This window comes from Pseudomonas gingeri (assembly GCF_013385635.1).
Lineage (GTDB): Bacteria > Pseudomonadota > Gammaproteobacteria > Pseudomonadales > Pseudomonadaceae > Aquipseudomonas > Aquipseudomonas gingeri_A.
On the sequence record NZ_JACAPR010000060.1, the window covers coordinates 1 to 754 of the forward strand.

Here is a 754-nt window from a genome sequence, read left to right on the forward strand (position 1 = left end):
CGGGGACCGCTATGCCCAGGATGAAGACCTGAAAAGCGAAAGCGGTTATTTCTATGCGCGCCTGCGCCATGAACGCTACCTCAACGAGCAGACCCTGCTCAGCGGTATCAGCAGCAACGCGACCCTGGCTCCCGGCCAGGTCCTCAAGATCACCGGTGGGGCACCCCAGGCGTTTGCCCCCGGCGCGGTGATCACTCGGTTGACCCTGGCGGCGGCCCGGGACCGCAGCCTGGAAGTCAGTTTCCAGGCCATGCCGTATGCGGAAACCATCTGCTTTCGCCCACCGCTACAGGACAAGCCGAAAATCGCCGGCACCCTGCCGGCTCGCGTCAGCAACCCGCAAAAGAACGATCGCTATGCCGAGATCGACCTGGAGGGCCGCTACCGGGTGCGTTTCCTGTTTGATCGCGACGCGTGGCCCATCGGGGAGGAAAGCTGCTGGTTACGCCTGGCGCGGCCCTATGCCGGCGACACCCACGGCCTGCACCTGCCGCTGATCGCCGGCACCGAAGTGGCGGTGGCCTTCGAACAGGGCGACCCGGACCGGCCCTATATCGCCCATGCCCTGCACGACAGCCAGCACCCGGACCCCGTGACCCTGGGCCGGCGCGACCACTCGCGCAATGTGCTGCGCACCCCGGCCAACAACAAGCTGCGCATGGAGGATTTACGCGGCCAGGAACACATCAAGCTCAGCACCGAACAGAGCGGCAAGAGCCAACTCAATCTTGGGCACCTGGTGGATGCCGGGAAG

Annotated in this window: 1 protein-coding gene; it reads left to right on the forward strand. The window is 65.4% G+C overall.

Features of this window, described 5'->3' with window-relative positions; genetic code table 11:
• On the forward strand, positions 1 to 754 hold a 754-nt coding region (locus HX851_RS45660; RefSeq protein ID WP_177066535.1), incomplete at both ends, for a type VI secretion system Vgr family protein.